General features: G+C 49.0%; 2 pseudogenes. One reads left to right on the forward strand and one right to left on the reverse strand.

Features of this window, described 5'->3' with window-relative positions:
• Positions 1-224: pseudogene (locus ACTHUR_RS16505) on the forward strand (beta-ketoacyl-ACP synthase); the annotation flags it as partial.
• Between the two features lie 94 nt (positions 225-318).
• Here ACTHUR_RS16505 and ACTHUR_RS16510 read toward each other — a convergent pair.
• Positions 319-572 (reverse strand): annotated as a pseudogene (locus tag ACTHUR_RS16510) (RDD family protein); the annotation flags it as partial.

Consider the following 572-nt stretch of genomic DNA (forward strand, 5'->3'; position numbering starts at 1 on the left):
CACTCGGCGCGTGCGGCGCATTGGAAGCCTGGTTTACCATCGAAATGATGAACAATGGTTGGTTTGCGCCGACCGTCAATTTGGAAAACATCGATCCGCGTTGCGGCAAGGTGGATTATATTCAAACGGGCGGACGTGAGATTCAAACCGATTATGTGGTCAGCAATAACTTTGCCTTTGGCGGCGTCAATACTTCGCTGGTGTTCAAACGTTGGCAAGAATAATCATTGCTTGATGTTATGATTAAAGGCCGTCTGAAACGTATCTGGAGTTTCAGACGGCCTTTATTTTATTTAGAGCTTGAGATGCTTGCGAATTTTATTCGTTTGTTTTCTTCTGATTTAAATCCACCAGCCTTGTTCCGGCCAAGAAGTCGTAGAGGAACTGGCGGTCGGGATGGAACAGGGCGAAGCCCCATGGCAGGATGAGCCAAATGAGCGCGGCGCCGAATGCGCCTTTGGGTGGTATATTGAGCAGATGGCGCAATCCGGCGTAGGCAAATAGAGGAATGAAAACAATAAAAATGCTAGCCCAAATAAAGCGCAGGCGCAGTTGTGGTAGGGGCGGTTGGG

The sequence above is a fragment of the Neisseria sp. P0021.S007 genome (assembly GCF_051956855.1).